General features: G+C 45.9%; 18 protein-coding genes and 1 pseudogene. 18 read left to right on the top strand and 1 reads right to left on the bottom strand.

Going from position 1 to position 21,283, the window contains the following annotated elements:
• Positions 1-399: 399 nt before the first annotated feature.
• A complete protein-coding gene (locus AB6D93_RS18475; protein ID WP_102332319.1) occupies positions 400-2,439 on the bottom strand; it encodes an acetoacetate--CoA ligase in 2,040 nt (679 codons plus the stop codon).
• Positions 2,440-2,638: 199 nt separating this feature from the next.
• Here AB6D93_RS18475 and phhA point away from each other — a divergent pair, with 199 nt between their 5' ends.
• From phhA to secD, 18 genes and pseudogenes are all read left to right on the top strand, one after another.
• Positions 2,639-3,433: a phenylalanine 4-monooxygenase gene (gene phhA / locus AB6D93_RS18470; protein ID WP_017066732.1), complete on the top strand. Its 795-nt coding sequence runs from the start codon at positions 2,639-2,641 to the stop codon at positions 3,431-3,433.
• Positions 3,423-3,761, top strand: a complete 339-nt coding sequence (locus AB6D93_RS18465; RefSeq protein WP_017065112.1) for a 4a-hydroxytetrahydrobiopterin dehydratase — start codon at positions 3,423-3,425, stop codon at positions 3,759-3,761. The genes phhA and AB6D93_RS18465 overlap by 11 nt, the downstream gene beginning before the upstream one ends.
• 141 nt (positions 3,762-3,902) lie before the next feature.
• Positions 3,903-5,003 (top strand): Fic family protein, encoded by a 1,101-nt coding sequence (locus AB6D93_RS18460; protein WP_102332318.1) that lies wholly within the window; start codon positions 3,903-3,905, stop codon positions 5,001-5,003.
• Between the two features lie 232 nt (positions 5,004-5,235).
• Positions 5,236-5,787, top strand: a complete 552-nt coding sequence (locus AB6D93_RS18455; protein ID WP_102332317.1) for a hypothetical protein — start codon at positions 5,236-5,238, stop codon at positions 5,785-5,787.
• Positions 5,788-5,971: 184 nt separating this feature from the next.
• Positions 5,972-6,181, top strand: coding sequence for a DUF3283 family protein (locus AB6D93_RS18450; protein ID WP_004732615.1), 210 nt, complete (start codon positions 5,972-5,974; stop codon positions 6,179-6,181).
• Between the two features lie 96 nt (positions 6,182-6,277).
• Positions 6,278-6,994: a YebC/PmpR family DNA-binding transcriptional regulator gene (locus AB6D93_RS18445; protein WP_010432326.1), complete on the top strand. Its 717-nt coding sequence runs from the start codon at positions 6,278-6,280 to the stop codon at positions 6,992-6,994.
• Positions 6,995-7,181: 187 nt separating this feature from the next.
• Positions 7,182-7,346: pseudogene (locus AB6D93_RS18440) on the top strand (LysR family transcriptional regulator); the annotation flags it as partial.
• Positions 7,347-7,358: 12 nt separating this feature from the next.
• Complete coding sequence (locus AB6D93_RS18435; RefSeq protein ID WP_017070192.1) at positions 7,359-8,234, top strand: NAD(P)-dependent oxidoreductase; 876 nt, start codon at positions 7,359-7,361, stop codon at positions 8,232-8,234.
• Positions 8,235-8,694: 460 nt separating this feature from the next.
• Positions 8,695-9,375 carry a hypothetical protein gene (locus AB6D93_RS18430; protein WP_017065104.1) on the top strand — a complete coding sequence of 227 codons (681 nt, stop codon included), beginning with the start codon at positions 8,695-8,697 and terminating at the stop codon, positions 9,373-9,375.
• Between the two features lie 46 nt (positions 9,376-9,421).
• The gene (locus AB6D93_RS18425) at positions 9,422-10,120 is read left to right on the top strand and encodes an ABC transporter ATP-binding protein (protein WP_017065103.1); all 699 of its coding nucleotides are present in this window, start codon (positions 9,422-9,424) and stop codon (positions 10,118-10,120) included.
• Positions 10,108-11,406: an ABC transporter permease gene (locus tag AB6D93_RS18420; protein ID WP_102332316.1), complete on the top strand. Its 1,299-nt coding sequence runs from the start codon at positions 10,108-10,110 to the stop codon at positions 11,404-11,406. Before AB6D93_RS18425 ends, AB6D93_RS18420 begins: the two co-directional genes overlap by 13 nt.
• Positions 11,399-12,181: an outer membrane lipoprotein-sorting protein gene (locus tag AB6D93_RS18415; RefSeq protein ID WP_102332315.1), complete on the top strand. Its 783-nt coding sequence runs from the start codon at positions 11,399-11,401 to the stop codon at positions 12,179-12,181. Before AB6D93_RS18420 ends, AB6D93_RS18415 begins: the two co-directional genes overlap by 8 nt.
• Positions 12,182-12,190: 9 nt before the next feature.
• Positions 12,191-13,483 carry a hypothetical protein gene (locus AB6D93_RS18410; protein ID WP_102332314.1) on the top strand — a complete coding sequence of 431 codons (1,293 nt, stop codon included), beginning with the start codon at positions 12,191-12,193 and terminating at the stop codon, positions 13,481-13,483.
• Positions 13,483-14,517, top strand: a complete 1,035-nt coding sequence (locus AB6D93_RS18405) for a sensor histidine kinase (protein WP_102332313.1) — start codon at positions 13,483-13,485, stop codon at positions 14,515-14,517. Before AB6D93_RS18410 ends, AB6D93_RS18405 begins: the two co-directional genes overlap by 1 nt.
• 72 nt (positions 14,518-14,589) lie before the next feature.
• Positions 14,590-15,438: a LytTR family DNA-binding domain-containing protein gene (locus AB6D93_RS18400; protein ID WP_102332312.1), complete on the top strand. Its 849-nt coding sequence runs from the start codon at positions 14,590-14,592 to the stop codon at positions 15,436-15,438.
• Between the two features lie 239 nt (positions 15,439-15,677).
• Positions 15,678-18,446 carry a pitrilysin family protein gene (locus AB6D93_RS18395; RefSeq protein WP_102332311.1) on the top strand — a complete coding sequence of 923 codons (2,769 nt, stop codon included), beginning with the start codon at positions 15,678-15,680 and terminating at the stop codon, positions 18,444-18,446.
• A gap of 299 nt (positions 18,447-18,745) precedes the next feature.
• Positions 18,746-19,210 (top strand): hypothetical protein, encoded by a 465-nt coding sequence (locus AB6D93_RS18390; protein WP_017072340.1) that lies wholly within the window; start codon positions 18,746-18,748, stop codon positions 19,208-19,210.
• A gap of 272 nt (positions 19,211-19,482) precedes the next feature.
• Positions 19,483-21,282 carry a protein translocase subunit SecD gene (gene secD, locus AB6D93_RS18385; RefSeq protein ID WP_102332310.1) on the top strand — a complete coding sequence of 600 codons (1,800 nt, stop codon included), beginning with the start codon at positions 19,483-19,485 and terminating at the stop codon, positions 21,280-21,282.
• Position 21,283 lies beyond the last annotated feature (1 nt).

The following is a 21,283-nucleotide window of genomic DNA, read 5'->3' as shown; positions in this document are numbered from 1 at the left end:
GCCGAGATAGTATGGGAAAATAACTGTTCTAAATGTGATAGCTATCAAATTATCATTTCACTAGAAATAGAGCTGTGGGAGCGGGAATTATTATAATTCGATTAAATATCCATAAGCTGGGATACAATCCAGTGGTGGACTCTTTTTTTGTATAAATGATTCGTCTTTAGTGAATATTATCTCAGCCCAAAAAATGAATAATTTAACATTTTTGTTTTAAATATGACGTTCAGATCTCATTAAGAACTTTAGAAAAGATACGGAGCCAAATTGAAGCGGGGAGGACACTAGCTTAAATAGTGGCTTTGATTCGGTTTTCAGTCGGCTGCCTTTACTCCAGATGTTATCTGACAGCCAAGTGAAAAGTGGAGATAGCTTGCTACGTTCTAGGCCTAATCGCTAAAGCGAAACAACACTCTTTATCTCTTCCAAAACCTCGGCGTTAGCGATAGCCCCGAGGTTTTCTACATTTTTGCCATTGATCACCTGTTTCACAGCCAACTCCACCAGTTTGCCAGATCGTGTTTTTGGCACATCGCTGATCGCAAATATCTGGCTTGGCACGTGTCTTGGCGAACAAGAGGATTTGAGTTTGCTTTTGATGGCTGTCAGTAACTTTTCATCTAAACTCACACCTTGCTGCAGCTGAACAAACAGCCATACCTGTTCATTGCGGTCGATGTTTTTACCGACTGCTATCGAATCGATGATGCCGTCAATGGTGTTCACTTGCTGATAGATTTCGGCCGTACCAATTCGCACGCCACCGGGGTTGAGTGTGGTGTCGCCTCGCCCGTAGAACAGGTAGCCGCCATGTTCGCTCTGTGCGACTTCATCACCGTGATGCCACACATTGTCGAACCTATCCCAATAGGTGCTGTGATAGCGCTCTCCGGTGTCATTCCAAAAGCCAGCGGGGAAGTTGGGTAGGGAGTTGGTGCATACTAATTCGCCACGTTCGTGATCGACCTTTTGACCAGACGAATTGAACACCTTGATGTCGACGCCGAGCCCGGCCTGTTGGCACTCACCGCGATACACAGGCGAGATTGGGTTACCCAAAACAAAGCAGCCACAAATATCCGTGCCGCCAGAAATCGACGCTAAATGCAGGTCTTGCTTGATGTGCTTGTAAACGTAATCGAACTGCTCTGGGTAGAGCACAGAACCCGTCGAGCACAGTGTTCTTAATTGAGGCAGAGAGTGGCTGTCGATTGGTGAGAGTTCGGCTTTCTCAATCGCTTCTATGTACTTGGCTGAGGTGCCAAATGTCGATACGTCAGCACGCTGCGCTAAATCCCATAGAACGTTAGGTTGCGGGTAAACCGGGCTACCATCAAAGATAACCAAACAAGCACCGCTGGCGAGCGCAGATACGTGCCAGTTCCACATCATCCAACCACAAGTGGTGTAGTAGAACACGCGATCTCTTGGTTTAATATCGCAATGAAGCTGATGCTCTTTTAGGTGGTTGATGGTAGTGCCACCGACAGAATGCACTATACATTTGGGTTTGCCTGTGGTGCCGGAAGAGTAGAGTACAAACAACGGTTCATTGAAGCCGACACGAGTAAATCGAAGAGGTTTTGTCTGATAGTGATTAATGATGCTGTGCCAGCTTAGAATCGACACATCATGTTCAACTTTTTTCTTCTCTAAATCGCTCTTCTCTAAGTCATTACTCGGTTTCAAATAACCGATCTCACACACCTGTTTTAATTCGTTTAAGTGTTCGATGATTTCACGGTTCTTGCCCGCCATATCGAACGTTTTGCCATTGAAGGTGTAACCGTCACAGGTGAACAGCACCTTAGGTTTCACCTGTCCGAATCGCTCAATCACACTCTCTACTCCAAAATCAGGCGAGGTCGATGTCCAAATCGCGCCTAAGCTGGTGGCGGCTAGCATGGCTATCACGGTTTGTGGCAGATAGGGAGTATACGCAGCAACTATATCACCTTGTTTCACTCCGCTATCGACAAGCCATTGCTGAACACTAGAGACAGCTTCACACAGGGTTTCCCATGTATAACTCTGTTGTTCGCCACGTTCATTCTCAAACCAAATCGCAAGCTCATCAGGCATGGTGTGTGCCAAACGCAGCAAGTTCTCGGCGTAGTTTACTTGTGCATTGGGAAACCAAACCGCATCACGGTTCGATTTAGGCTGCTGCCAGCGGCTCCCACCTTGAGCTTTGATGGTCTCGCTTTCTGCCTTGTTAATAGAGTCTTGTGAGCCGACTACTCCACAAAACTGCCATACGTTTTGCCAAAATGATTCCGGATGTTCCACAGACCATTGATGGAGTTCGGTGTAGCTTTTTACGTCCCTATCTAGGTTTAACCCAGACTGTTCAAGGCTATCGATAAATCGGGTTAAGTTGGCATCGGCGATACGCTGCTCGCTTGGCTGCCAAATGGGCTTATTGCTTTCGTGCATTCCTTTACCTTTAACAAAAAGTTAACGTTTTCAGTCTGGTATTTAGGTTTTACAAAGTCAAAAGTTCAGCAAAATAAGCGCTTGGTGGAATTGTGTAAATAAAATGTTACACGATCGCTTGTTTCGAAAAATCGCGCAAATTGGCGCTTATAAGGAGTGGAGATAGGCTTAAAGTGAGACATTCGAAAGGAGGTGTGTAATGACTCAATATCATTCTAAGCCCGTGAGCCAAGAGGGATGGGTTGAGTGGAGCCTCGAAGAAGATGCCATTTGGCACGACTTGGTGAAAAGGCAACTGGACGTCATTAGTGACCGCGCTTGCGATGCCTATTTGCACGGTCTGACCTTGCTGGATCTACCATTAGACAGAGTTCCCCAGCTGCCAGAGATAAATAAAGTGCTAATGGAAACAACCGGTTGGCAAGTTCAGCCTGTGCCTGCATTGATCGATTTCGACCGATTCTTTGATTTGCTCGCCAATAAGAAATTCCCAGTTGCGACATTTCTGAGAACGCGAGACGAGTTCGATTACTTACAAGAACCTGATTTCTTTCATGAAATTTTCGGCCATTGTGCCATGCTCACTAATGCCGATTTCGCGGCTTTCACTGAGCATTATGGAAAACTAGGCCAAGCCGCCACATCTAAACAGCGCGCTTATCTTGCCCGTTTGTATTGGTTTACGGTTGAGTTCGGTTTAGTAAAAGAAGGCCAACAACTGAAAATCTATGGCGGTGGCATTCTTTCGTCTCCAGCGGAAACTATGTATGCGTTGGGAGGGGATTTGGCCGTTCGCGAGCGGTTCGATCTGCAAACGGTTTTAAGAACGCCTTATCGTATCGACATCATGCAGCCGAAATATTACGTGATCGACGAGCTATCTGAGCTCTTTAAAATCAGTCAGGAAAACCTATTACAGCAAGCTGATCTCGCCATCGATGCGGGGTTACTACCACCACTTTTTGAACCCAAGGAACCAACACATGTTGAATGAACAAAAATGCGAAGCCTGCAGTATCGACGCGATTGCCCTAAGTGAAGATGAACAACAATCTTTACTGTTGGAGTTGTCAGACTGGCAGATCATCGAAAGAGACGGCATCCCGCAGCTTGAGAAGGTGTTCAAGTTTAAGAACTACAAGCAAGCATGGGCATTCAGCAACATAGTGTCAGAACTGGCAGAAGAAGAGTTCCACCATCCTTCGATCTTATTGGAGTGGGGCAAAGTCACCGTCACTTGGTGGAGCCACTCAATCAAAGGCCTGCACAAAAATGACTTCATCTGCGCCTCACGCTGCGATGTGTTCGCGGTGAGTGAATAGTTTTGTAGGTTAGGAGTTACTCTTGCAACCTCTGTGATGCGATTAACTCATTATTCGGCTCATAATGTGAGTTGAATAATTGCCTTAAACGGCTCATAGTATGAGTTGAATAAGTGATACTTTCACCTCATGGGGCGTAATATGTGGATTTGGCAGCAAGATAATTGGCCAAACTTTGTTTGGGATAATCAGAAAATAGGCGTGAGGTTAAGAGAGGTACGTCTTAATCAAGGCATCCTATTGGGCAAGATAACCTCTCAATCCACAGACCAAACCCAAACCATGCTCGACACTTTATTAGCGAACATTGTCCATTCCAGTGCGATTGAGGGAGAAAAGCTTAATGCTTTCTCGGTCCGATCTTCTTTAGCCAACAAACTCGGTGTCAGTGAAGAGCGACCTTTTCCTACGACAGAACAAACCGATGGCCTGGCTGAAATTATGTTGGATGCGGTGCAGAACCTAACAGAGCCACTAGCGCTTGATCGGATTTTACATTGGCACGATAGACTGTTTCCTCAAGGTTACGCCATGTTTAACCCTGTAGTCGGAGGTCAGCTAAGAGGCGACACTCCCATGCAAGTGGTATCGGGAAGAATTGACCGTCCGACCGTACATTTTGAAGCGCCTAGCCGAGACATTCTTGATGCTGAGCTAGATGCGTTTATCACATGGTTTAATGATTCACTTACCGACGCCACACTCGATCCTCTATTGCGAGCCGCAATCACTCACCTTTGGTTTATCACCTTACACCCGTTAGATGATGGTAATGGCCGTCTTACTCGATTGTTGACCGACTTGGCGTTAGCACAGGCCGAGCAGCAGTCGGTACGCTTCTATGCGATGTCGGTGGGAATTCTCGCTAACCGCAAGCATTACTACGAGATATTGGAGCGAACCCAGAAAGGGGGACTCGATATTAGCGAATGGTTGATGTGGTTCTTAGATACGTTAGACGAGACGTTTACAGGGGTTTTCGCTGAGGTCGACCAAACTATATATAAGACCAACTATTGGCGTAGCATCGACCAAACCAAGCTTACGGCAGAGCAAGTAAAAGTGTTGAATAGGATGCTCGATGGTGATTTTTCAGAAGGTATAAATGCTAGTCAATATAAAAAGGTAGCAAAGGTAAGTAGTGCCACTGCAACACGTCATTTGAACGCTTTGCTTGAGCATGGCTGCTTAGTTAAATCTGGTTCTGGCGGCCGAAGCACGCGCTATCTGTTGCCTGAGTAGGGCTTAGGCTTTCACTCCCGTTTCTATGTTAAAAGCTGCCAATGTTCAGGGTGAATGTTGGTGTTTTTTTGTGTCTGGAGCAAATTACACGGGCTGGCGCTAAGTCAGAGTAATCTTCATTTCAATAGAAAAGATATTTGTTTTTAACATAGTAAATTATGTATTACTAATTGATATTATTAAATAATGTTATGCTACTCATCTAACCTCTTTTATTAAAACAGGGTATTTGATGGATTGGGAAAGCATCTTTAAAATTTCGACAGGTTTCTTAGCCTCTGTTGGGTCTGCGGGCGTCATTATTTTTGGTTTGTCGAGTTGGCTAGGAAAGGTTTGGGCTCAAAGGATCCTAGACGAAGAAAGACATAAACTTGCTGAGGATCTAGAAGCTACGAAGGTAGATTTGGATCTGGCTAAAAACAAACTAATTAATCTCCATACAGACAAAACCGTTATATACCGTATGGTCATGGATACGGTATCTGAAATGCTTGCTGCGTTTGATGCCCATTACTCTAGAACGTTATCCCCAGAAGAGGCTAAACATGCTCTCGAAAGTTTTAATAAAGATCGTTTGAAGCTCTATGGTTATCTCGGAATGTTAGCTCCTCAAGGGGTAATGGACGCACAGGATAAGCTTATTGATCATCTATTATTAGTTTCTCATGGCAAATCAAACTATGAATGGATAGAGGTTCGGCAGCTTGCATTATTGTTGATTAATGAAATTCGTAAAGATATTGGTATAGACACAAGCCCTATTAGTTACAACGGTATATTGTAAAACGTATTTTTTTGTTTGTTGTTGCTCGTTGGTTGAACACTCTTTCCAAACCTAGCTTGACCTGCATCAGTGACTTGCTTGGTTTCGGGTCTCATAAACCCTTTCTGTTACTCATAGTATTGGTTTTATGAGGCTGCTCTATGATATATTTCTCGGCCAAGTGTATTACAGACGAAGGCTAGCAATGTCTATCAACCTTTCACTCCTTCCACCCAGCGAGAAAAATAAAATCGAACTGGATAAGCAAGCATCGTTTCTTGTATGGAAACTGAAGCAAGCGAAATGTGGCCCTGAAGCCATTGTTGAAGAAGCAATGAAGCTAGGTGACCCAGAAGAAAAGGCTTGGTTTGATCAGTCTGTAGAAAAATACAAACGGGTAATGGGTGTCGCATAAACGCAGACAAACCTTGCCCAGCAGTGCTGTAGAATTGAAATGACACAGTAATTTGCTAGAATTTGCACCGTTAATTGAATCAGAGAGAAGATCCCGATGGGAAGAAGTTTTGAAGTGCGCAAGGCCTCAATGGCGAAAACTGCAGGCGCAAAAATTAAAGTTTATTCTAAATACGGTAAAGAGATTTACGTACTGGCTAAGAACGGCAGCTCTGACCCAGACATGAACCTACCTCTTAAGCACCTGATTGCTAAAGCGAAGAAAGACCAAGTACCAGCACACGTTATCGAAAAAGCGATCGATAAAGCGAACGGCGGCGGCGGTGAAGACTTCCAACCAGCTCGCTACGAAGGTTTTGGCCCAGGTGGCACAAGCGTAATCGTTGACTGTCTAACTGACAACGGCAACCGTACTTTCCAAGACGTTCGCCAATGTTTCGTTAAGACTGGCGCGAAAATCGGTGTTGAAGGTACTGTTTCTCACATGTTCGCTCACCAAGCTGTATTCCAGTTCAAAGGCGAAGATGACGAGATCATCCTAGAAACGCTTATGATGGAAGACGTAGACGTGACTGACGTTGAGCTAGAAGACGGTGTAATCACTGTATTCGCTCCAACGACTGAGTTCTTCAAAACGAAGACTGCACTAAACACTGCGTTCCCAGAGCTAACGCTAGACGTTGAGGAAATCACTTTCGTTCCTCAAACAACTACGCCAGTAGCTGAAGAAGATTCTGAGAAATTCCAGAAGTTCTTAGACATGCTTGACGACTGTGATGACGTTCAGCAGGTTTACCACAACGCTGAGCTGTAATATCAATCTATAATTGATAGCTTTGCTCTTGTGAGTAAATGTAGAATACAAAAAACCGAGCCTAGTGCTCGGTTTTTTTATGAACGTTATACCTGATTTTCCTTGATCATCGTTCCATAATGTACGGCTGACAAAGCGTTCTCTGGTCGCGATTTATCGCTGAACTTCATTATATTGTTCGTCTTATCCCGACATGAATCTGATTTAAGTACTCCCTGAGTATCATCGGGGTGATCGCCAAGCGTATTTAGTGTACAAAGAAAGAAAATATCAGCCAAAGGCTTTGACCCTGCTTATTGATGCATTGATTGAGAGTGTTCGATCTTTTCATAGCGATGGTTTGGTCAAATAAAAGGAGAAAGAAATGAAAGTAAGTTTTATCGGGCTAGGCGTTATGGGTTTCCCAATGGCAGGCCATCTAGTCAAAGCCGGTTTTGAAGTAACGGTATTTAACCGCACTCACAGTAAAGCGCTAGACTGGGCTGATAAACACCAAGGTAAAGCGGCAGAATCTGTGGCTGAATGTGTAGCGGAAGCTGACGTGGTATTGGTTTGTGTGGGCAACGATGACGACGTACGCAGCATGACAACCAGCGAAACAGGCGCATTGGCAGCGATGAAGCCAAACGCGATTCTTGTCGATCACACTACAACGTCTGCAGTTCTGTCTGAAGAGCTTGAAGTGGCAGCGAAGCAAGCCGGTATTCGCTTTATGGATGCACCTGTATCTGGTGGCCAAGCGGGCGCAGAAAATGGCGTGCTAACCATCATGTGTGGTGGCGAACAAGCGCTTTTCAACGACCTTCAACCTGTGTTCGAAGCTTACGGTAAGTCGTCAGTTCTTATGGGTAAAGTCGGCCAAGGCCAACGCGCGAAAATGGTTAACCAGATCTGCATTGCAGGAGTGTTGAATGGCTTATCTGAAGGCTTAGTGCTTGCTGAAAAATCAGGTTTGGATATCCCAACTCTGGTTGATTGCCTTAAAAACGGCGCTGCTGGCTCATGGCAGATGGAGAACCGCGCTACCACAATGGCACAAGACAAGTTCGATTTTGGCTTTGCAATTGATTGGATGATCAAAGACTTAGGTTTCTGTCTAGATGAAGCTGAGCGCCAAGGCATCCAGCTTCCACTGACTGAAAAGACCAACAACGCCTACAAGGCACTGTCTGCCGAAGGACAAGGCCGCATGGATACATCAGTATTGATGAAAGCCGTGGTTGAAGAGACAAAGAAGTAGAAAGATCGAAGTAATAGGAACTTCGTTTAGATAACTAAAAATAGCCGCGGATTAGCGGCTATTTTTTTGGTTTGAGCTCTGCCGAGTGCGTTAATCCAAAATAAATCCCCTCCTAGCCTCCCCTTGATTCATATGTAGATCCCTTGCTGATCGTGGAGAGGGGAGGAATAGAACATCGATCGTTAAAAGTGTCGATATATGTTCAGTGCTAAAGAAAGTTCTCCCCCTCTGCTAAAGATCTAGAGATATTGATGAACCCAGATTGAGGGGGAGTTAGAGGGGGAGGTAACTATGGCTAATTATGCGAATAGTGTTCGTCTAGTTCCTATAAGGTTGAGACCCCACTCACACCGCCTCTCAACCATTCACTCCTTATAATTACCATTCGTCGCATTGGTAAAACTGCACGACAAATTCTAGTTAACCTTTCAACGTCAACATTTGAAAGGGATTAGAAATCATGACTACTTCACACTCATTTAATTCAGGCTCTACAACTTCTGTGCTTAAGCGTTCATTGCTGATTGCTCTTGTTTCGTTTGCACCGTCGTTAGCTTTAGCGAACCCGAGTTCAGACGTGCTCGATATCTACAACCAAGCGGCGCAAGGCAATGAAGACTTGGTTGAGGTGGCTTATGAACGCCTTAATGACACGCTGCAACAAGACGGCGCTACGCCACTGACTTTAGTTTATTTAGGAAGCACAGAAACCCTGATGGGGCGTGATGCGTTCTTACCTTGGAACAAGATGAAGTATGTGGAGAGAGGCTTATCAACCATTGATAAATCACTGGTGCTGCTGAAAGACGAAGACCAACCAATTCATGAACAACCCCGTGTTCAAGGGCTGCCAGATTCTTACTTGACTCGCGCTATGGCCGCCGTTACTTACACCTCTCTGCCAGACATGTTTAATCATTTCGATCGTGGTTATGACCTGTTCCTCTCGCTATTGGCTGAAGATGCTTTCCAGCAACAGCATTTCGCTGTGACATCGTGGATTTACCGTTATGCGATTGAGGCATCGATTCGTGCTGAAGACCTAACGCAAGCACAAGCGTGGCTAGAGCAAATGGAAACGGCCGATGCCGACAACATCGAAACGATGACTGCGAAGGCCCTAATAGCGAAAGCGAAATAAAGGGCATGGAAGCTAAACAGTTGGTTAGTAATCAGAGGAAAACGGGATGATTGAATTTAAAGATATCGGCAAAGCATATGTCACAGGCGGTCAACGTGTTGATGCATTAAACGGGGTCGATGGCCATATCCAGCGCGGTGAAATGGTGGCGTTGTGTGGCCCGTCGGGTTCTGGAAAAAGCACACTTTTGAATATTCTTGGTTTGTTGGATATGAGCTATCGAGGACAGATCAATATTGATGGCCAACCGTATCCGACAGAGCAAATCGCCGCTGCACGCTTTCGCCGTCAGTCGTTGGGTTTTGTATTTCAGCGCTTCAATCTGGTTCCTGTAATGACCGCGCTAGAAAACGTCGCTTATCCATTGATGTTGAACCAATGTTCGAAACAAGAACAGCAGACCAGAGCACAAGACATGTTAGAGCGTGTTGGGCTAGGCGAATATGTACATCATCGCCCAGACAATCTTTCAGGTGGCCAGCAACAACGTGTCGCGATAGCCAGAGCGCTGATCCACAACCCAAGCTTAGTGATTGCTGATGAGCCGACTGCAAGCCTAGACAGTCACACCGCCAACCTGGTGATCGACATTATGAAAGAGCTTGGCCACGAAATGGGCACGACTTTTATTGTCGCAACGCACGACCCAAGAATGGCGCAGCGTTGTGACCGAGTGATTGAACTTATCGATGGACAACTGGCACTACAAGCCACAGCAATGGAGGCGATCTCATGGGCAAGTTAACACAAAGAATGAGCACTTTTTTGCTTCCTACCTCGGTGCGTTTGGCGTGGCTTAATTTATTGAGAAATGGTCGCCGTAGTCTGCTTTCGGTATTGATCATCGCAATTGCCGTATTTGCGCTGACCTCGGCTGGAGGTTATGGGCTTTATACCTATGAATCTCTGCGTGAATCGACCGCGCGCGATACTGGTCATCTTACTTTGAGTACGCCGGGATATTTTGAGCAAGATGAAGACATGCCGCTGAGCAATGGTCTAGACAATGTTCAAGCCCTAACCAAGAGCATTATTGGCGACAGCGACGTGCGTGGTGTGCAGCCTAGGGTCTATTTTAGCGGCTTGGTTTCTAACGGCAGCAAATCGACCATTTTTATGGGAACGGGTGTCAATGAGCGTGAGTTCGACATGAAAGGTCCTTTCTTAGATGTGCGCAGCGGTCAGACCCTCTCGGATGTGAAATCGCCAAGATACGACAGCCAAGAGCCACAAGTGATGCTGGGAACTGACCTTGCTCGTAATCTCAAAGTTGCCGTTGGCGATTGGGTGACACTGCTCGCGACTACCAGTGACGGCGCATTGAACGCTTTTGATTTTAAGGTGCAGGGTATTTACTCGACAGGAGTGCCTGAGCTGGATAAGCGTCAGTTATACGTACACATCACCACTGCCCAAGAGCTTTTAGCGTCAGACAAAGTCAGTACCTTGTCGGTGTTTCTATTTGAAACAAGCAAGACCTCGACCGTTCAACAGCGTATCCAAACAGCTTTAGATCGAAATAGTGCGAGCCAAAGCGATCAAGGCACAGAGATCGAGATCACCCCGTGGCAAGATCGCGCGTTTTTCTACACCAAGGTGAAAGATCTTTACGACCGTATCTTCGGCATCATGGGCGCGGTGATGGCATTGGTAGTGTTTGTGTCGTTGTTTAACACCATGACCATGTCGGTGACCGAGCGTACTCGTGAAATTGGCACCTTGTCGACACTAGGCAGTTACCCGTCTGAAATCGTCGCAGGTTTCTTAAAAGAGGCGGGATTGTTGGCTGTGATTGGCAGCGCGATCGGCGCGTTAGTGAGTGGCTTCGTGTCGGTGTTATTGCTGGTGGTGGATATCCAAATGCCACCACCTCCCGGCAGAACCGAGGGTTACCCACTCAACATTTACTTCTCATTGGAATTAGTTGGTTACGCCACTTTAGGTGTGTTGACGATATGTTTGCTAGCCGCTTATTTCTCTGCTCGCAAAGGCGTAAATAAGCCAATCACGGAGGCGCTGGTTTATGTATAAATTTACTCGTTCACTCACTGTTTTAGGTTCTGTATTGGTTTTGGTTCTAGCATCGACACCAAGCTGGGCAGTCGATTCACAACAAGTCACAGAGATGATCGCCAAGGCGGATAGCTATCGCTTGAACAGCGAACAGGCGTCTAAAGTGGTTTCTCTGGTCGCGCTATATCAAGACGAGCAACTAGACAAAACCCGCGAATACAACGTCTACACAAGACCAAACCGAGAGTCGCTGGTCGTGTTCAAGTCGGCGGTCGAGGCGGGTCAAAAGATGCTGATGATAGAGGACAACTATTGGTTACTGATGCCGAAATCGCGCCGACCTATCCGAATCACACCAATGCAGAAACTCTTGGGTGAAGCTTCGGTAGGGGACATTTCGACGCTCACTTGGAGCGAAGATTACCAAGGTAAGTGGGTTGCCGAGCAACAGGTTGAGAGGTCGACTGGCGAGACACTCGATACTTATCATCTAAAGCTAACGGCGAAAACCAAGGGGGCGAGTTACCAGTCGATTGATCTGTGGTTAACAGCAGACCGTGCATTCCCAGTTAAAGCGGATCTGTATCTGCGTTCTGGAAAACTGGCGAAACAAGCTTGGTTTACTGAAGGCGTGCGTGATGGATTACCAACAGTGGTGTCGATGACCTTGCTCGATAAGATTCAGCCGAGTAAGAAAACCGTGATTGAGTACCGCGAGGTGAGTGAACAAGCCTTGGCTGACAAATACTACAACCCTGCTTACTTATCGCGTAACAGCGTGTCTGGGCTGTAGGTGAGCGTCATGAAAGCTTCCAATTGCCGATTCCACATAAAGCCTTCAATCGCTACTTTGCTTGCTTTGTCTTGTGTGAGTAACACGATTCAAGCGGACGACCTGAGCTTGGCGTGGGATTGGCAACTCAGTGCAGAAGTGATTGAATCGAGAGAGTCACCATTTAGCCCTTTAGCGTCTGATAATCGTCAGTCTTTAAATGGCTTGCTGGATCTAGAGGTTGGATATAACAATTGGCTTGGTCTGTTCGCAGTTAAAGCCAACGATATTTTGAGCAACGATCCACAGGGGAATGAGGCGAGCTTTGAATCGGAATTCATTGTGCGCGAGCTGTTTTGGCAAGGTGGTGTTGAACTGTCTAATTCAGCGTTCGGTGACCACTATCTTGATGTCACGCTTGGCAAGGTTCGTTTGGATTGGGGCGTGGGCTATGGCTATCGACCGTTAGACATCATCAAACCTTATCGACAAAACCCAGTGGGCATTGTCGCAGAAGAGGGCGCAGGTGTTGCCTCGGCGTCACTGTTCGATATGACGGGCGAATGGACACTGCTTTACAGCGATTCGTCATGGACTTCCCAAGACGTAAATGAATTCGAAAAGCAGAATCAGCAACAAGGCTTTGGGATACGTCGTTACAATCTGGTTGGCGACCACGAATATCAATGGATCGCTTATTACGACGATGTACGCCACGGCTTGCTTGGAGCGAGCTTGGTGTCGGTATTAAATCTCGCGTGGGAGTTTCACGGTTCGATGGTTTATCAGCGACAAAGTTTGGGTTACAGCCAGCCTAACTCACTGCATAAACCGGTTTATCTAGAAGAGCAGGGCGAGGCTTATCAAGCGTTGGCAGGATTAACATGGGCCAATGACACGGGCCATAATGTGGTGCTGGAATACTGGTTTGATAGCCGAGCGTGGAGTCATTCTGAGTGGCAAAGCGCGATAGAAAGTGCAGAGTCTTTGTCGGTTAATCCGATGACATCTTCGTTGGCCGGTTCTTATGCTCAAGGTTATCAGCACGCCAATTTGGTTCAACACAACATCATGTTTCATTGGTCTCTGGATTCGACACATGGCTGGCTTGAAGATATCACGCCAACATTCGATGTCATGTTGTCTCCTCAAGATGGCGGTTTTATTGCGACTCAGTGGCTCAATTATCAGGCTTTAGATAATGGCAATTCATCGTTGGATTTGGAACTTGCTGCACGCTTTCTAGGTGGTAAAAGTGATTCTGCTTACGCCAGTTTACCCGATAGTCATATGATTCTCTTAAATATCAAAGGACGATTTTAATGGACACTTCTTCAAACAGTCGATTTTCATGGATTAAGAGTTTCGCGTTCACCACGCTATTTTGTGTTCTTATTGCGATTACAACCCATACGATTTGGGGCGGCGGATTAACGGTTAACCTGGCAATCAGTTTTGGCTTTGGCTACAGCGCAGTTGGCTCTTCGTTTGTGTTGGTTGAACTATTCAAAAGGAAATCAAAGGCATTTGATGTAGGGGTATCAATGGTGATTGCAATGACCCTTGGTACCTTGAATGCACACTATTGGTTGAACGGCTTTTTCGGCTCTAACCTTTCCGATCTTAAGTCTGTGATTCTGCTTGGTGTGATCTTTTGTTCCGTTTGTTATTACTATTTCTACACAAGAGAGCAGCAGCTACGTGCCGATAATGAATTAGAGGTGGCGAAGCGTCGCCAATCTGATCAAGAAAAGGTCGTTGTACTTAGCCAGTTAAAACAGCTGCAAAGCCAAATTGAGCCGCACTTCCTGTTCAACACGCTTGCGACCATCAATGTATTGATTGAGAGTGACAGCGCGAAAGCCAAGTTGATGCTCGAAAAACTGACTGACTTATTGCGTGTAACTCTGAAAAACAGCCGCACTGAACAATCGACCATCGCACAAGAGGTCGACTTGTTAGACGCTTATCTTAATATCCAAAAGATACGCTTGGGTGAGCGCTTAACGTTCTCGATTGAAACACACGAGATTAGCGATTTGCAGGTGATTCCACCGTTCTTGATTCAACCTTTGGTCGAGAATGCACTCACGCACGGCATCGAGCCCAAAGCCGCTGGTGGCCAAGTGAATATTCGTATTACTCAACAAGCACAGCAGCTAAAAATTGAAGTGGCTGATAATGGCGCTGGGTTGAAAACGCCTTCTGCGAATACGGGTCACGGTGTTGGGTTAAGCAATATTCGTCAAAGAATCGAAACCCTGTATGGTGATAAGGCGAGCCTAACGATTACTGAACACGCTGAAGGCGGGGTAGTCTCGACGATCTTGTTACCGTTGACTGAGGCAGCCGCCTAGAATTACAGATCAGAAAACACCGAACAGTGACGCAAAATAGACGATTTACAGTGTGAATTTAAAGGACTAACCATGAACAACCCAACAGTACAGCCGAGCGTAACGGCGATAATCGCAGACGATGAAGCACTGTTAAGGCACCACTTAGACAAGAGCCTTGCTGAGGTTTGGCCGGAGTTAGAAATCGTCAGTAAAGCACAAAACGGTTTGGAGGCGATGCAGAGTATTCAGCAGCTTAAGCCCGACGTGGCTTTTCTCGATATTCGTATGCCGGAACTGGATGGTATCTCTCTGGCGAAACAACTCAACAAGTTAGATTCACCGCCATTGATTGTGTTTATCACGGCTTATGACGAATACGCGGTCAAAGCTTTTGATCACAATGCGATGGACTACCTGCTTAAGCCAATCAATGAAGAGCGTTTACTGGCCACATGTCAGAAAGTGCAAGCGCGTCTGTCGAGCAATCAAACACAAACAGGTACCACGCCAGAACAGCCCGATATCACGGCGTTAATGGTTCAGCTTCAACAACTATCCCAGTCGACGTCACAGCAAACGCAGCCTCCTTATCTATCGCAGAAAAAGTATCTCACATGGCTCAAAGCCAGTGTAGGGGAAGACATTCACCTAATCGCCGTCGATGATGTCGCTTACTTCAAAGCAGAAGACAAGTACGTGTCTATATTTAAGAAGGGTCAAGGGGGATCGCTAGAGGAGTATATTCTTCGCGTGTCACTAAAAGAGTTGATAGCGCAACTCAATCCTGATGAGTTTTGGCAAATCCACCGTTCAGTGGTAGTGAAAGTTTCCGCCATTGATAAGGTGAAGAAAGGGCTCTCAGGTCAGATGTCGGCGTATGTGTCAGGGGAAAAGCTACCGATCAGCCGTGCCTCGCAAGCGTTGTTTAAGGGTATGTAGAGAACTGGCTGAAATTTATGTAGCTTATTGATTTTAAATAGATGTAGTTAGCGAGTCTAAAATCGATGTATTAGGCTCTTATCAAAACACCACTTTAAATGAGCACAGCGATCTTACATAACGATTTATGATTTATAAAATAAAGATCTAGATCACAAAGGTACTCATCAGGTTCAATATTAAATAATAATCGTTAGCTCAATCTGTATATTGTCGATGAATGACATTAAGAGGTTGTTATGAAAACATATTATTTAGCGACGGCTCTATGCCTCACCTTAGTTGGCTGTAGCTCAACATCAAAAACTACCGAAACGCCAATCCAGCCGGATCCGGCATGGACTTCAGGCCAACTAGAAAATGGCCTTACTTATCATGTTTATCCAGATCATGAAGAATCCGTATCTGTTCGTTTAGTCGTGCACGCCGGTTCGATTCAAGAGACTTCTCAACAAGAAGGCTACGCGCACTTTTTGGAACACATGGCATTCAATGGCAGTAAGAATTTCTCTCAAAATGATGTGATTCGTCTATTCGAAGACGCAGGCGCTAGCTTTGGTGCTGATATTAATGCCTACACTTCTTATGAAGAGACGGTCTACCAGTTAGATTTGCCAGATAACATCCAATTGCAGTCTGCTTTGACGTGGATGCGTGACATTGGTGATGGCCTGGATCTATCAAGTTCAGAAGTCGAAAAAGAAAAAGGCGTGGTTCTTGGTGAGTTCCGTATGGCTCGCCTCGATGATAAGTCATTCGGAGATATATATTATGATTACTTCGTTGAAGGCGGCCCGTACGAATCGCAAGATGCATTAGGGACTAAATCGTCGATCGTGAATGCTACTCCTCAAGGCATCACCAACTTTTATCAGACTTGGTATCAACCTCAAATAGTTGAGCTGGTCGTTTCTGGTGATGTGGACATCAAAACTGTGATTCCACTTATTGAAGAAAAGTTTTCTAGCTGGGAGCGTGGCGATACGCCGAGACCAGAGAAACAGAAAACGACCTCATTCAATGAAGATGATTATGTTGAGTACGCAGGAAGAGAAGCGCCAAGCATCACTCTGACGTTTAACCGCGGTTCAAATATAGTTGAAAATCATGCTCAGCAGAATCAACGCAGGTTAGATGAAACCGCTCAGCAATTGATTCAACGACGATTAGAAGCGGTGTTCAATGATGCCGCGTTCCCGACTCAATGGATTGCATCTGATAGTTATCGAATGGGCGCTTTTTACTATTCGTCAATAAGTGTTGGGTTTCCGGCTGGAGACCGTGAAGTTATCCAACAAGATCTGCTTTCTACATTGGCATCATTGCGTGATTTTGGTGTTTCGGAAACGGATATTGCTGGCGAACTGTACTACTACCAAGACTTGCTGGATAACATCGAGCATAACTGGGATAAAATGGACAGTGTTGAACACGCGAATTACAAAGTGAGTGCGTTAGTCACAGATCGAATCGTCCAATCACAGAAAGATTATCAAGCAAGCTTGGAAGCTTTCATCGCTAACTTGAGCCTTGAAGTGATTAACGACAACATCAAGAATCTACTTTCTGATGATTACTTTATTGTTATTGGGATGGATGACTCCGAAGACAGAACCGCGATCATCAACTCTCTCGATAGTTTAAAAGCCACGTATAGCGAGGCGGGAGTTGCGCCGCTTGCGATTGGAACAGCCAGCGCTTTTGCTGTACCTAGCTCGCAAGGCGAGGTTGTACTTGCTGAACAAATGTCTATTGACCCATACATCCAAAAGTGGACGTTAAGCAATGGCATCGACATGTGGTACCTGCGTGATTATGAGGCAGGTGATGATGTTGGGGTGATGTACATGAGCCTCGGCGGAAAAGCCGCTTTGGATCCGAGCTTGTACCCAGCTGTTGAGGTTGCGTTACCTACCTTCGCTCGAAGTGGTGTCGGTGAGTTTACGGGCTCTGAGCTTTTAGCGTACTTTGATCGTGAAAATATTAGCGCCGATTCTTTCATTGGTAATACTCGTCATGGTATTGAATTTAATATCAATAAAGACGGACTTAAAGATACGTTTGCTGCGCTTTATACCTTCATAACTGCGCCTAAAATTGTTCCCGAGCAGTTAGAGGCAGTGAAACAGGAGTTTGTACAAGGTCAAGAATCTTTCTTGAGCAGCCCTGTCGGTCAGTTTGAGCGCGCAAGAAACCAGAATATCTATCGTCAAGACAGTGGCCACCTCTTTGTTGATAAAGAACGTGTTGAAGCGGTTTCTGTGGAAGACGTCGCTAATCTTCATCAGCAATTGTTTGGTCAAATGAGGCATAACCAATTGGTGATCGTGGGTGACATCGACCCAAGTGAATTAAAGCCTTTGGTTGAGCAATACTTGGCTTCGATTCCATTAGAAAAAGCTGAGGTTCCTGAATTTAAGGTGGCTTACAAGCAGCCATCTGAATCACGCATTGATTTAGCGATCAACAATGTGAATAGTGCAGAGTACATCCTACGAGTTATCTCTGAGCCTAGCGTTGAAGTTAAAATGTCGGCAAAAGATGTTTTCATGGAAGACTTGCTGCAGCGCTTGCTGGCGACTCGTTTAGATACCTATATTCGTGAAGAGTTGAGCTTAGATTACTCGCCATATGCGTATTCAGCATCCGCAGATAGTGAGCTGAGTGGTGAGTGGGTTATCGGGGCGATGGTAGCGCCGGAGAACGTTGACCAAGTTGAAGTGGCGATCGATAAAGTGATTGCAGACCTTTTACAAGGCGTCTCTGAAAAGGAAATGCACGCAGTCGTGAAACAGTTTGAAGCGGACTTCACGCCTCTCGAGACGAGCTCTATTGACCAAGCATGGTATCTGTCTCGTTATTTACTTCATGGTTACGATATCGAAGCTTTGTCTCAAGTTGAGCGAGTGGCGAGGTCGATTACTGCGGAAGACATGAATCAACTTGTCCAACGCATCTTTGGTGAAGATAGCCGTAAGGTTAAGAACATCATGCGTCCTAAAGCCTAAAGCCTAAAGCCTAAAGCCTAAAGCTTGAAACCAACAGAAAGAGACAACTCAAAGCCAAGCGAGCACCGCTTGGCTTTCTTGTTTTCCCACCATTCATAACGTCTATGCCTCACCTGTTGTTAAGCCGTTTTAGATCTATGTAAATCTAAATTTTGAGATCGCTTAATCGGTTGCATCGTATCATTTTCTAAAAAAATGTTTTAAATCAAGACAGCGTTTCATTTGTATTGTAGATTGACGATCTACGAGAATGTTGTTTGGATATTAGATTGCTTAAACTGGGTACCCGATTAGTCTTAATGTTGTTTTTACTGAGCTTTGGCTTAGTGAATTCTAACGGCTATTCGTTTCCTTCTAAGCCATTTCAAATATACTCGGCTCAAGAGCAATCTTCACAGAATGATCTTTGTAAACAAGCTGATACGGATAATCCGTCGAGCTACTTAGAGTGCGATAAGGCTCAGTTTGGCACCGTGCCTTCTGGTGACAGTTCTAACTATCACGACACCGAATCAAGCCTTCAAGCAGCAAACTTCAGACGTATGCTCAGTAACGAGCAAGAAAGCGTGGCCGATCTTGAGCCTGCTTATCATCTACTGATTGACTTCTCTCCCCCCTCAATACTGGCTTCCCTGCTCTTCAACACGCCGTTGTTGGATTCCAAGCTGCACTGGACCAGTATTGTGAGTTCTCCGTCCTCCCGGCTTTCTGGGTGGAAAGAGGGCAACATCCAATACTCGCATTTCCGAGAACTTCTTAGCTAATCGTTTGACCCTAAATTGGTCGTATCGATGGTCGCCTCGTGCCCATTGAGCTCGCCAGTTAACCAAGACAAACATAGCGACATCAGCTTTAGCATCACTATCTTTCAATCAGCTTGTTCTGGTTTCAGCTATCGATCGTGTTCGCAAAACATTAGTTATACCAATCGTAGTAAATAACTGGTCACCCTCGCTGGTTAAAATGCTCGATCACTGCGTTTTTCCTACGCTATTTTCGAGCACTTATTTACTGTGATTGGTAAAAAGAAGAGATCTTGACTGTGAAAAAACGCATTCCAAGAAAACAAATCAACCACTACTCAAAGTGGAAATACGTGGTGCTTATCGCCACTATCATCGTTATGGTTCTGAGTGCTTTACCTTCTTGGTATGGCGAGAACGCCTCGGTTCAAATTAGCAACCGTTCTGAACAGACCATCGATGCTAGCCAAATTACCCAATACCTTGCGAGCGAAGGCATTCAAGCCAAATCGGCATTTCAAAAAGACCAACGTTTAGTCGTAATCTTGGAAGACGCAGAACAACAAGCGAAGGCTAAAGAGGTGCTGAATGAGCGCCTATTGGACAACGCGACGGTTGCGCTAGCGATGGAGCCAGCAGCTCCGAAATGGCTGACTGACATGGGCTTCGCACCGATTCAGCTAGGCCTTGATTTACGTGGTGGTGTGCAGTTCCTGTTAGAAGTAGACATGGAACCGGTTTACCACGCACAAGCGCAATCTGTAGTCGATGAAATCACCAGCCAAGTGCGTTATGCACGCGGTAAAGTGGTGAACAACCAAGTTGAGTTTAACTTCCGTACTGATGCCGATTTCGAGAAAGCACAGAAACTGATTCGCGAAGAGTTCCCACAATGGCAACGTGACCGTTCAGATAAATCGCTAACGTTAACTCAGTCTGAAGAAGAGCAAAGAACGCTACGTAATCTAACGGTTCAACAAAACCTGCAGATCATGCGCAGCCGTATTGAAGAGCTAGGCATCACTGAGGCATCGATTCAACGCCAAGGTGAAAGCCGTATCCGTATCGAATTACCGGGTGTACAAGACCCTGCAGCTGCGAAAGACGTGATTGGTGCTACGGCTTCATTAGCGTTCTACTCTGTGTACGACAACGCAACGCGCAATACTCAAACTCTGAAAGATTCAGATGGTAATCGCGTAGTGGTTGCTCGCAAAGCAGTGCTGAGCGGTGAATACATTATCGATGCACGCAGTGGCATTGGTGAAATGGGCAGTGCAGAAGTAAACATCACGCTTGATTCTTCTGGTGGTAAGAAAATGTCTGAGTTTTCTCGCCATAACATCGGCAAGCCAATGGCGACCGTTTACAGCGAATACAGCCGTGACAGAGCCGGTAACAGCGAAAAAACCAGCGAAGTAATCAGTGTGGCGAACATCCAATCTCAACTGGGTAGCCGCTTCAGAATCACTGGTGCAGGCAGCATGGCAGAAGCACAAGAGCTTGCTCTATTGCTACGTGCCGGTTCATTAACAGCGCCTGTTACCATCATTGAAGAGCGTACTATTGGCCCATCTCTGGGTGCTGAAAACGTAACGAATGGCTTTGCTGCTTTGGCTCTTGGCCTTGGTCTGACTCTCACGTTTATGGCGCTATGGTACCGCCGCCTTGGTTGGGTCGCGAACTGTGCATTGGTGGTTAACATGACCACGTTGTTTGGTTTGATTGCCTTGCTACCGGGTGCGGTGTTAACTCTGCCGGGTATTGCGGGCTTGGTACTGACCGTCGGTATGGCGGTAGACACTAACGTGCTTATCTTCGAGCGTATTCGAGACAAGATGAAAGAAGGGCGCAGCTTTGCTAGCTCTATCGATCGTGGTTTCGATAGCGCATTCTCGTCAATTTTCGATGCTAACGTCACCACCATGATCGTTGCTGTGGCTCTATACACCATTGGTAATGGACCGATTCAGGGCTTCGCTCTGACTCTAGGCTTAGGTCTTCTAACCAGTATGTTCACGGGCATTTTTGCTTCACGAGCGATCATCAATTTGGTTTGGGGGCGTGACCAACGCCACGATGTAAGGATTTAAG

Origin of the sequence: Vibrio sp. 10N.247.310.23 (assembly GCF_041467155.1) — a bacterium.
Classification (GTDB): Bacteria; Pseudomonadota; Gammaproteobacteria; order Enterobacterales; family Vibrionaceae; genus Vibrio; species Vibrio crassostreae_C.
This window is presented reverse-complemented; position numbering and strand designations above follow the sequence as displayed.

Bases quoted from the DNA above. Each gene is read 5' to 3' on its own strand.
- AB6D93_RS18405 (WP_102332313.1), top strand. From the start codon at position 13,483: ATGGACACTTCTTCAAACAGTCGATTTTCATGGATTAAGAGTTTCGCG.
- AB6D93_RS18420 (WP_102332316.1), top strand. From the start codon at position 10,108: ATGGGCAAGTTAACACAAAGAATGAGCACTTTTTTGCTTCCTACCTCG.
- phhA (WP_017066732.1), top strand. From the start codon at position 2,639: ATGACTCAATATCATTCTAAGCCCGTGAGCCAAGAGGGATGGGTTGAG.
- AB6D93_RS18430 (WP_017065104.1), top strand. From the start codon at position 8,695: ATGACTACTTCACACTCATTTAATTCAGGCTCTACAACTTCTGTGCTT.
- AB6D93_RS18395 (WP_102332311.1), top strand. From the start codon at position 15,678: ATGAAAACATATTATTTAGCGACGGCTCTATGCCTCACCTTAGTTGGC.
- AB6D93_RS18455 (WP_102332317.1), top strand. From the start codon at position 5,236: ATGGATTGGGAAAGCATCTTTAAAATTTCGACAGGTTTCTTAGCCTCT.
- AB6D93_RS18410 (WP_102332314.1), top strand. From the start codon at position 12,191: ATGAAAGCTTCCAATTGCCGATTCCACATAAAGCCTTCAATCGCTACT.
- AB6D93_RS18425 (WP_017065103.1), top strand. From the start codon at position 9,422: ATGATTGAATTTAAAGATATCGGCAAAGCATATGTCACAGGCGGTCAA.
- AB6D93_RS18460 (WP_102332318.1), top strand. From the start codon at position 3,903: ATGTGGATTTGGCAGCAAGATAATTGGCCAAACTTTGTTTGGGATAAT.
- AB6D93_RS18465 (WP_017065112.1), top strand. From the start codon at position 3,423: ATGTTGAATGAACAAAAATGCGAAGCCTGCAGTATCGACGCGATTGCC.
- AB6D93_RS18390 (WP_017072340.1), top strand. From the start codon at position 18,746: ATGTTGTTTTTACTGAGCTTTGGCTTAGTGAATTCTAACGGCTATTCG.
- AB6D93_RS18475 (WP_102332319.1), bottom strand. From the start codon at position 2,439: ATGCACGAAAGCAATAAGCCCATTTGGCAGCCAAGCGAGCAGCGTATC.
- AB6D93_RS18435 (WP_017070192.1), top strand. From the start codon at position 7,359: ATGAAAGTAAGTTTTATCGGGCTAGGCGTTATGGGTTTCCCAATGGCA.
- AB6D93_RS18415 (WP_102332315.1), top strand. From the start codon at position 11,399: ATGTATAAATTTACTCGTTCACTCACTGTTTTAGGTTCTGTATTGGTT.
- AB6D93_RS18450 (WP_004732615.1), top strand. From the start codon at position 5,972: ATGTCTATCAACCTTTCACTCCTTCCACCCAGCGAGAAAAATAAAATC.
- AB6D93_RS18400 (WP_102332312.1), top strand. From the start codon at position 14,590: ATGAACAACCCAACAGTACAGCCGAGCGTAACGGCGATAATCGCAGAC.
- AB6D93_RS18445 (WP_010432326.1), top strand. From the start codon at position 6,278: ATGGGAAGAAGTTTTGAAGTGCGCAAGGCCTCAATGGCGAAAACTGCA.